Source organism: Bifidobacterium leontopitheci, assembly GCF_009193355.1.
Classification (GTDB): domain Bacteria; phylum Actinomycetota; class Actinomycetes; order Actinomycetales; family Bifidobacteriaceae; genus Bifidobacterium; species Bifidobacterium leontopitheci.
Genome location: NZ_WBVT01000019.1, coordinates 43,969 through 54,920, shown reverse-complemented (window position 1 = coordinate 54,920; position 10,952 = coordinate 43,969). Strand labels below are relative to the sequence as shown.

Annotated in this window: 3 protein-coding genes and 1 pseudogene; all 4 read left to right on the top strand. The window is 66.0% G+C overall.

What is annotated here, in order from left to right; all coding sequences use genetic code 11:
- Positions 1–234 (top strand): annotated as a pseudogene (locus tag F7D09_RS11430) (hypothetical protein); the annotation flags it as partial.
- Between the two features lie 465 nt (positions 235–699).
- Complete coding sequence (locus F7D09_RS06865; RefSeq protein WP_152234664.1) at positions 700–2,421, top strand: serine/threonine protein kinase; 1,722 nt, start codon at positions 700–702, stop codon at positions 2,419–2,421.
- A complete protein-coding gene (locus F7D09_RS06860; protein WP_152234663.1) occupies positions 2,418–3,002 on the top strand; it encodes a hypothetical protein in 585 nt (194 codons plus the stop codon). Before F7D09_RS06865 ends, F7D09_RS06860 begins: the two co-directional genes overlap by 4 nt.
- Positions 3,002–10,789, top strand: a complete 7,788-nt coding sequence (locus tag F7D09_RS06855; RefSeq protein WP_152234662.1) for an Ig-like domain-containing protein — start codon at positions 3,002–3,004, stop codon at positions 10,787–10,789. The genes F7D09_RS06860 and F7D09_RS06855 overlap by 1 nt, the downstream gene beginning before the upstream one ends.
- The last annotated feature ends 163 nt before the right edge of the window (positions 10,790–10,952 follow it).

Below are 10,952 nucleotides of genomic sequence, written 5' to 3'. Positions count from 1 at the left end.
CGGGACAAATCGGAACAAGGACAGGCCACGATCACCGAGGCCGTCAGTCAGAATCAGGGTCACCGCCAGGCCGCCACTCCCATTATCGCCGATCGGATTAACCGGCATAACCATTATCAACGTCAGGATTACACGACCGACCGTACTCGTGCGGCCTGTTTCGGATACGTTCCGTTGAGGATTCTCGCGCCCGGCGCCCCGGAACTAGCCGCGCGCGCCGCGACAGCCGCCTAAGGCCCGGTTCGGGTCCGCTTCCTCCCAGGAGAGCCGGCGAACTAGACGGAAACGACCGCAAACAAGCCGATTGGCGTCCATTCCGCACCAGTCCATGGAGGTTCTTAGCCGGAAACGACCGCAAACAGGCCCGGGAGCGTCCGTTTCCAACCAGAAGCGCCGGCGTCCTAGCCGGAAACGGCCGCACGCGACCTCGCTGAGGGGCCAAACCGGCTTCCGCCGCCGGTGGCGATCAGCCGAAACCCGCGACTTCGCCCCGCCTCGCAGCCGGCATCCGTCTCGCCGGCTTGGACCAGGTGGTCCACAAACACCGCGCAGCAGACCACACCTGTCCATGATTCATCACGACGGCCCGTAAATGTCTGTTTTAGGGGGTAAGTTCTGAAATAAGAGTTCCATGCCGTGTAGGCGGTAGGTGACCGGCGTGGATCATTGGAACGAGAGAATGATGTTGGAGGACCGCCCATGGTGAATGTGAACACAGTGGTGGGCAAACGGTACAAGATCCTGGCGCAGATCGGCAAGGGCGGCATGTCCACCGTGTATCTGGCCATGGATTCGTCGTTGAACAAGCAGTGGGCCATCAAGGAGATCCGCAACGTCTCCGACAAGGTGCAGCGCGATCTGGTCATCAAGAGCCTCACCATCGAGGCGAACATGATCAAGCGCTTCGACCACCCGGCCATCCCGCGCATCGTCGACCTGATCGAAGAGAAGAACAGCCTGTTCGTCGTCATGGATTACGTCGAAGGCCAGACGCTCGCCAGCCTGCTCAAGAAGGAGGGCCCGCAGAGCGAGGACGATGTGGTCGACTGGGGCATCCAGCTGTGCGACGTGCTCGACTACCTGCACCGGCGCAAGCCGCCGGTCGTGTTCCGCGACATGAAGCCGTCGAACGTGATGCTTACGCCTGAAGGCGCGATCAAGCTCATCGACTTCGGCATCGCCATGGAGGTCGGCAAGGCCGACAAGCCGCTCATCGGCGACGACCGTCAGCTCGGCACCCCCGGCTTCGGCGCCCCCGAACAGTTCGACGAGAACGGCACGGTCGACGCCCGCACCGACATCTACGCGCTCGGCGCCACGCTGTTCTACCTGCTCACCGGCTCGCATCCGCGCAAGAGCGGCATCGTGCCGATCCGCACCATCAACGAGAAGCTGTCCTCGGGCCTCGAGCGGGTGATCGAGAAGGCGACGCGCAAGGACCCCGACGCCCGCTACCAGACGTGCGCCGAGTTCGCCTACGCGCTCAAGCACTACCGCGAGGAGGACAGCGCCCACCGCGCCGCGCTGAAGGCCAAGTGGCGCGGCTTCCTCGGCACGTCGGTCGCCGCCGTGGCCAGCCTGCTGCTGTCGGGCGGCATGCTCATCGCCGCGAACGCCGCGCAGAACTCCGACTACGACTACTGGATGAGCCAGGCGGCGCAGAACACCGACGACACGGCCGCGCAGGACGCCTACATCAAAGCGGCCGACATCAAGACCGGCTCCATCGAGCCGTACGAGCAGCTCATCAAGCGCTACACCACCGACGGCGACTTCTCGGACGCCGAGGAGAACACGTACAACACGCTCATCAGCCAGCATGCCGCCGACCTGCGCAAGAACGCCGACGACTGGGCGCAGCTGAGCTACGACACCGGCCTGATGTACTGGTACTACTATTCCGGCTCCAAGATGAAGAGCGAGACGGCGGTCTCCTCCGACCAGGATCCGCAGCGATACGCGCGCATCCGCGCCGCATCCCAGTGGATGCACAACGCGGCCGAGGACTCCGGGTTCAAGGACGCCCGCATCGCCGGCATCTACGCCGACATCGCCGACTTCAACACGCAGATCGTGCCGCTCATCAACCAGGGCTCTGATTCGGGCAAGTACAAGCCGTACTTCGCCAAGCTCCAGCAGCTCATCGAATCGGCCGACAAGGAGCAGAACGACGTGATCCGCCTGGAGGCCGCGAACCTGACGCTCGACGCGCTGCGCGTCTACCCGCGCAAGTTCCGCGCCGACGGCGTGACCAAGACCGACATGACCGACCTCGCCGACCGGGCCTCCAAGCTCGCCGAACAGGTGACGCCCACCACCGATGCGCTCGACCAGTCCAAGAAGAGCGCGCAGGAAGCACAACAACCCACCAAGGACGCCATCGCGAACGCGTTCGTCGATATTAAGGGGGATGCGAAGTGAACGCAGATACATTCAGGACCCTTGCCGTGGTCTTTCTGGCACTTGCCGTGATTCTGGCGGCGGTCGCCGTCGTCCTGTACCGCAAGCTCGACATCAAGGCCGTGCGCGACGAGCTGAGCGGCCGTACCGCCGAACGTGAGATCAAGGAGCTGCGCGGCGTGCGCGCCGGCTCGTGGCAGCGAGCCGACGAGCTGGGCGACCATGGCGCCCGCAAGCGCAAGAAGGGCAAGTCCGGCGCGTCGGCGACCGGCAGCCCGACCGGCACCGGCGATACGAGCGACATCGAGTTCCGTCCGGTCACCGGCACGGGTTCCGGCTCGTGGACCGGTTCCGGTTCGATGGGCTCGACCAACGCCGGCGTGACCCGGCCGTCCACTTCGGCGCCGCGTCACGCGGTCCAGTCGGTCGCGCAGCCCGCGGCCGACCAGCCGGTGGTCGAGATCCCGGTGTCCATGGCGTCCGCGGCGGAGCTCGCGGACGAGGGAGAGACTTCACTGATGCAGTTCCGCAAGCCTGCGGAGCACACGGATGACGATGACGAATCACGAACGATTCTGGTTCGCGGAGGGAAGAAGCACTGATGAGCGCAAACAACCAACACAAGGGCATCTCGCCGTGGAAGGCGCTGCTGGGCGGCGTCGTCTCCATCGCGATGATCGTCGGCACCAATACGATGGTCGCCAACGCAAGCCCGGCGGCCGCGACAGCCGACGATGCGGCTGCCTCGCAGCCGACTGACGGCAATACGCAGGGGAGTGAGGACTCCTCGGCGGCGACGTCCGACAAGACGTCCGGCACAACAGCGGACAACGCAGCCCAGCAGAACGCTGCGTCCGGCAAGACCACTGGTGAGTCCGGTAAGGCCACGTCTGATAACACCGCCGGCAAGTCCGCCGATGCTGAGCGGAGCAACGCGGCATCACCGTCCGACGCGGCGAAGTCCGGCACCCCGGCCCAGGCCGACGACGCCGGACTGCCCGGCGCCCCGACTGTGCCGACCACGGCCACGCTGACCGGCGACTCGGTCACCGCGACCATCAAGAACGGTACGAAGAACGTCGCCTACACGCTGGTGAACGACGCCTGGGGCGTCAGCCTCTCCGGCGCCACCAACGCGGCACGGCTGCGCATCACCGGGTACTACAGCGTGGACGGCTCCGTCGACTGCGTGGCCGGCACGACCTCCTCGAAGGTGCTGAACGACCCGTCCAAGTGCCGCCAGCTCGACCAGACCATCATCGTCGACGCCAACGGCAACGCCACGTGGACGCCGCAGGCCAATGACGACAACGGCGTCCAAGTGTCGGTCGACGGCGTGTTCGACCTCAACGAGCTTTCTGTGCGGGCTTACGATGCCGACCTCACCGCCAGCCAGCCGGCCAAGCTTGCGGCCATCGCCGGCACCGACCGGCTCGTCGTGGACACGAACGCCAGCCAGCAGACCACGCTGAGCGCCGACGTGCAGAAGGTCAACGCATCCTCCGACGTCATCGCCAAGCCGAAGAGCTTCACCATCAGCTCCACGAACCCGCTGTTCGCGCTGCGCATGAAGGTCCTCAAGGCATACAAGGGCGACAAGGCCGCCCCGCTGATGCTGACCATCGGCGAGAACCAGCATTTCGGTGACGTCGCCGAAGCGACATCCAAGAAGGTCAACGGCACGACCACGTACAGCGTGACCGTCGACGCAAAGGACGCACCCGTCGACGCGTTCGCCAAGGACGGCACCTACAAGGTGTCGCTCAACCCGGCGGCGTTCGGCAAACTCGGCGCGGCCTCGGCCACGTCCGTGAGCCTGCGCATCGACAACAGCGCACCGAAGGCGCCCACGGCCGCGACGGTCGCCACGGCGGCCGACGAGGCGATCCTCGACGGCACGCTCGGCGAAGACACCGTGCGCATGCTCACCGGCGCGCACGACCTGGTGCTCGACCCGGCCGATGACGTGGCCGCGGTCGACCATGCGACCGTCACCCTGTACATGGACGGCGGCAAGACGCCCACGACCATCAAGGGCGAGCCGGCGACCACCGGCGCGAACGCCGGCAAAATCGTCGTCAGCCTGCCCGCCGACCACGACTACGACCTGACCAAGTCGACCGTCACCGTCACCGACGAGGCCGGCCGCTCCTCCAAGGCGCAGACGCTCGCCGGCTACTTCGCCGGCGACGGCGGCTTCACCCACCTGCTGCTCGACAAGCAGACGCCGGACACCATCACCGTGATCCCGCTGCACGGCCGCAAGACCGCCAACGGCATCTACAACTCCATCAACGGCATCAAGTTCGTCGGTGCCGACGGCAAGACGGCGCTCGCCGGCAATGCGAAGAAGCGCATGCAGCTCATCGCCGGACTCGGCGCCACGCCCGCCGTGCACATCGACACGCAGCGCGGCTCCGCCCCCGAGAAGACCGACTACACGACCGCCGACATCGACGGCAAGTTCGAACTCAACTTCGAGAAGAAGCTGGAGACCGGCCAGTACCTGCTCAAGCTCGCTCCGGAACTGACGAAGTACCTGCCCAGCGTGAACGACGACCAGCTTGCGGACCCGTTCAACACGGACACCACCTCTCCGGTCATCAGCGGCGTCACCTTCACCAAGTCCGCCGACAAGCAGGGCTCGCTCGACCTTGACGGCGGCAAGCTGTACGTCAACAGGAACGGCGGCCTGCGCTTCGCCATCACGACCACCGACAAGAACACGGACGGTTCCGAAGGCACCGGCGTCGAGACCGTGACCCTCACCGTGCCGTTCGCCGCGCTCAACGACGACGGCACGATCGGCACGTTCAGCGGCACCGCCAAGGAGGCGACCATCACGGCGACCAAGCAGGCCGACGGCACGTTCGCCGCGACCCTGCCCGCCGCCGGCGTGTACGATTTCGCCACCGCCTCCGCCACCGCGACCGACTACGCAGGCAATGTGTCCGCCGCGTACAAGTTCGCCGACCACACCGGCGACGCCGGTGCGTTCGGCTACATACAGGTGTTCAACTCCGCCAGCGCCAGCCTCGGCGACGACCTCAAGGTCACCATCCACGGCGTGCCCGCCAAGGCGGTCTCCATAATGCCGGCCATCACCATCACCGGCGCCTCCGCATGGTTCAAGCCGCTCGTCGACGCCATGAAGCGCACCGACGGCAAGCTGGTCGTCGGCCACGGCACCGTGACCGCCGAAGCCGCGGCAGCGAAGGCCACCTATGATCTGACCGTCACCGGCGCGGTCGACGCGAAGAGGACCGTCGCCATTGACGGCTCCACGTTCAGCCTCACCGACGGCCTGCACACGCTCACGCTCGCCGAGCCGTTCACCGCGGCCGACGCCGCGCCCGCGACGTTCGTCTACGACACGACCGCGCCGCAGGTCACCGACATCAAGTACAGCACGAACGGCGGCGAGGATGTGCCCGTCTCCGACACCGAAGTGGTGACCGGCGACGGCCCGACCTCCCGCACGTTCACGTTCACCGTCAAGGACTACCTGCCCGGCACCGAATCGGAGGCGAACACGTCCGGCGTGGCCGGCCTGACCGTCACCTACGCGGGCGACGCGCTCGACGTCACCGACAACCACGACGGCACGTACAGCATCACCCTGGACAAGGCGAACACCTCGTACGACCTGTCCAAGTTCACCGTGACCGCGACCGACAAGGTCGGCAAGTCCAGCGAGCAGACGCTCGCCGAACTGCTCGCCGCGCATCCGGTCGAAGAGCTCAAGGGCATCGAGACCATCACCGTCAGCGACGCCGAAGCCGAACGCAACGTCACCACCACGCTGCAGATCGACGGCGTGGACTACGACGCCGCCGGCAGCGCGAACGGCGCATACCTCAACCTCAAGGACGGCACCGCGCCCAAGTTCCAGCTCAAGGTGACCGCCGGCAAGGCGAGCTTCACCAAGCACTGGGACAGCCTGCGCCACAGCGACGCCTCCAAGGCGATCCCGGTGCTCGTGAGCACCCGTGAATCCACCGGAAGCGACACGTACGCCGGCTCGTGCTTGCTCGACACGTCGAAGCCGGCCGCCGACCTGCTCAAGGACGGCAGCTACCTGATCCCGTGCTCGGCAGACGCGAGCCTCATCAACGCGACGCAGGGCGGCCGCTACACGATCACGATCAACGTCGACAAACTCGACAAGCGGCTGAAGAACCTCATCGGCCACCGTGACGAGACCGGCAAGTTCGTCGTCGACCAGCTCAAGACGCTGACCGTCGGCGTCGACAACGTCGCCCCCACGTTCGTCACCCTCGCCCACACCGGTCAGGAAAGCGACCTCAAGGGCACGACCGACGGCGGCGAGACGGTCCTGTCCACCGGCAGCCAGACGCTCACCTTCGACGTGCACGACCTGTTCGCCGCCCCCGAGGACGGCGACGGCTACGCGGACGCCGTCAAGGGCAAGACCGCCGACGACGCGAACGTCTCCGGACTCGACAAGGACTCGATCGTCATGGAGGTCGGCTACACGCAGTTCGGCAAGGACAAGGCCACCAAGGCGGACGTCCCCGTCAGCTGCACGGCCGACGGCTCCTGCACCGCCACGCTGAGCGCCGAAGGCATCTACACGCTCGCCGGCATCACGGTCAAGGCCAGTGACAAGGCGCAGAAACTGGTCGACGGCAAGGTCCAGGCCAACGCGAACGTGCGCACGGTCACGCTTGACAAGCTCAAGAGCAACCTCAAGGCCGACGTGCCCGACGAGATCGTCATCTCCAACCCCAAAGCCAAGGCCGATATCCAGGTCAACGGCGCGAAGGTCGAACGCTACTACGGCGCCGACATCGAGTCGGTCTCCCTCAAGGTGAGCGACGACCCGGCGTTCGCCATCCGCGCGCAGATCCTCAAGTCCGGCTACAAGAACGTCGACGTGTTCACCGGCAGCCGCCTGCAGTACGCTGAGACGACCGTCAACTTCACCGACGACCACGTCAGCGGCCTCACCTTCGGCAACGCGGCGTACGACGACAAGGCCGGCACCATCAGCTGGTCGAACGCCGACGGCGCGACGACGCTGAACACGTTGTTCGCACCGCTCAAGAACGGCGGCCAGACCAACGGCGAGTACACGCTCGCCACCAACCTGCAGCACGGCAAGGCCTGGCTGCTCGCCGGCGTGCAGAACCTCGACGCCGACCCGTTCATCCTCGACACCGTGGCCCCGCAGGTCACGCACGTCAGCGGACCGAAGGGCGACGAAGGCAAGACCCTGGTCAAGGGATACAGCGTGGCCGGCAAGGCGTACGACATCTACGCCGCGGCCGGCAGCCAGCAGATCGACGTCACCGTCAAGGACCTGCTGCCCGGCGAACAGACCACCCTGTCGCGCACCTCCGGCCAAATGGACGAGAACGGCACAGCCGGCATCGACCCCGATACCGTCACCTTCGACATCCCCGCGCCGACCGACCTGGACGGCAAGCAGCTCGCCAAGGCGCTCACCGGCCAGAAGGCAACCTTCAAGAACGGCAGGTTCACCATCACGCTGGCGCATGAGGGCTTCTACGACCTGAGCAAGATCACGGTGTCCGCGTCCGACCGCGCCACCAAGCCCAGCTCGAAGCGACAGCTCGCCGACTATGCGCTCGCCGACGTGAAGACCGCCGACCGCGACGGCCTCAACTACGACGCCATCGTGGCCGATGTCGACAACGACAGCAGCGTCGCCGTGTTCATCGGCGACGACAGCGGCAAGACGAGCAACAAGCCCGGCTACTTCTACCGTGGCACCGTGACGACCGCATACCAGATCACCGACAAGTGGTTCCCGCTCTACCAGAAGCTCACCCAGGTCAACGGCGGCAACCTGCTCGCCGGCTCCGTGGGCAACACCTCGCCGCAGACCGGATCGGCCACCGTCAACCTGACTGGGGTCACGGTCAACGACGGCGAATGGACCCGCGGCAGCGGCTACACGTGGACGCTCGACGGGCAGAAGGTGCTGCTGGCAGGAGCCACCCGTGAGCAGGAAGGCAAGTACGACCTGCGCTTCGCCTACTCCGGCCTGCAGACCACGCCGAACGACGGCAGCACGTACGGCAAGGAGTTCGTGCTCGACTGGACGGCACCGAAGCTCGGCGCACTGAGCTCCAACGTGACCCGCCCGGCCAAGTGGAACTGGATCTTCGCCACCAGCGGCGTCACGGTGACGCTCGATGGCGTGACCGATACGGTCTCCGGCGTCTGCTCGCCGAACGCCGCGCTGGCCGACGGCGCGGCCGGCGTCCAGGACGCCTGCGCCGCCACCGGCAACGAAAGCGTGAAGTTCAGTGCGCTCGGTTTCGACAACCGCATCGCCGATGCCGCAGCCCACCCCGCGCCGACCGCCGCCTATGCAGGCAGCACCGCGGCAGGACGGATCAGCTTCGCGTTCGACGGCGACAGCCAGCGGCTCACGCTCGGCGAAACCGCGATCGCGCTCACCGACGCGGCCGGCAACCCGGTCGACACGGGCGCGCTCAACAAGTACGACGGCGTGAACGGCGACAGTGTTTCCAACAACGTCAAGGGCGTCACCGGCATCGCCATCGATACGGTCGCCCCGACGCTCGCCATCGCGTACGACAACAACGACGTGCGCAACGGCAAGTACTATAAGGCGCACCGCACCGGCACCGTGACCCTCGTCGAATCCAACTTCGACTTCTCCACCAAGAACGAGGGCGGGCGAGTGATCGTCACCACCACCGTCGACGGCAAGAAGGCCACCGTGCCCGTCAGCGCGTTCAGCAACCCGAGCGGCGACCGCAAGACCTACGTGGCGACCTTCCACGCCGACAGCGACGGCGACTGGACGGTCGAGGCCGGCTACACCGACCCCGGCGACCATGCGGCCAACGCTATCCGCCAGGAGTTCGTCGTCGACACGATCGCCCCGGTGCTCACCATGACGTTCGACAACACGTCCGTGCGCAACGGCATGTACTACAACGCCGACCGCACTGCGAGCATCAAGCTCGTCGAGCGCAACTTCTCCGAGCGCGAGTCCGTGGTGACCACCACCGCCAAGGACGACGCAGGGGCGGCGCAGAACGCGCCGGGCGCAGCCGGCTGGCAGCGTGCGGGCGGCAGCCTCAACACGACCGCGTGGTCCAACTCCGTCGCCTTCACCGGCGAGCTGCACTACACGATCAAGGTGAACGCCACCGACCTCGCCGGCAACACGGCGAAGGAGGTCTCCGAGCCGGAGTTCGTCATCGACAAGACCAAGCCGCAGATCAAGATCGACCGCGTTGAGGACAAGACCGCCTACGCGGGCGAGGTCGCGCCGCTGATCGACTACACCGACACGAACATCGACACGAAGAACATCAGCTACACGCTCACCGGAGCCCACCGAGGCCAGCTCAAGGACAAGACCATGCCCGAGAGCACCACGACCGACAGCAACAACAAGCGGGTCGTCGACTTCAAGGACTTCGCGCGCAAGGTAGCCGTCGATGACGTCTACACGCTCACCGCCACCGCCACCGACATGGCCGGCAACGAGTACAAGACGTCGAAGACGTTCTCCGCCAACCGCTTCGGCTCCACCTACACGTTCACCGCAGGAACCAAAAACCTGCGCGGCGAATACATCAAGAAGTCGCAGGACGTGCAGGTCACCGAGATCAACGTGTCCGGCCTCAAGGCCGGCAAGAGCCAGGTCGTCATCGCCCACAACGACAACGCGACCACGCTCAAGGAGGCCGGAGCGAAGCAGACCACGCTCAAGGACGGCCAGTACAAGGTCAACGAAGGCGCCGACAAGGGCTGGAGCCTGACCACGTACACCATCCCCGCCGAGAACTTCGCGGCCGACGGCTACTACCGCGTGCAGCTGCAGTCCGTCGACAACGCCGGCAACCTCTCGCAGAACACGATGAACGACAAGGACGCGGACCGCAAGGCCAACGCCGAAGTCAACTTCGCCGTCGACTCCACCGCGCCGACGTCCAGCCTGCTCGGCGTCAAGTCCGGCAGCGTGTACTACGACCAGGGCGGCCGCTCCGTCTCGGTGGACGCGAAGGACAACCTCGGCGTCGACACCACCGAGCTGTACGCCGACGGCCAGCTCATCAAGAGCTGGAAGGGCGCGGACGTGCTCAAGGTCACGCCGACCACGATGCTTGACGCCGACGCGGCAAGCCACGAGTACACGGTGCGCACGGTCGACCTCGCCGGCAACGAGTCCACCGCCACCTACGACAACGTGTACATCGCGTCCAACTGGTGGCAGTACGCGACCCACACGCCGTGGATCGTCAACACGATGATCTTCAGCGTGATCATCCTGCTGGCGCTCATCGCCGCGGCCGTCATCGCGTTCCAGCAGCGCCGCAAGCGCCTCGCCTACCGCAAGAGCGTGCTCGGCAAGGAGTAGCGCGGCTCGGTCCCTCGGACTCCTCCGGTGGAGGGGCTGTCAGCCGTAGGCTGACTGGGGGTGCGTCACGTGGATTAGCCATCGCAGGTCAGGGCCCTGCCGTTCCATCACTATGGAGCGGCAGGGCCTTTGCCGTACCCGCCCCCGCTGGCTGAGGCTGTCT

Excerpts from the sequence above, each read along its gene's own strand:
- F7D09_RS06855 (WP_152234662.1), top strand. The coding sequence starts at position 3,002 with ATGAGCGCAAACAACCAACACAAGGGCATCTCGCCGTGGAAGGCGCTG.
- F7D09_RS06865 (WP_152234664.1), top strand. The coding sequence starts at position 700 with ATGGTGAATGTGAACACAGTGGTGGGCAAACGGTACAAGATCCTGGCG.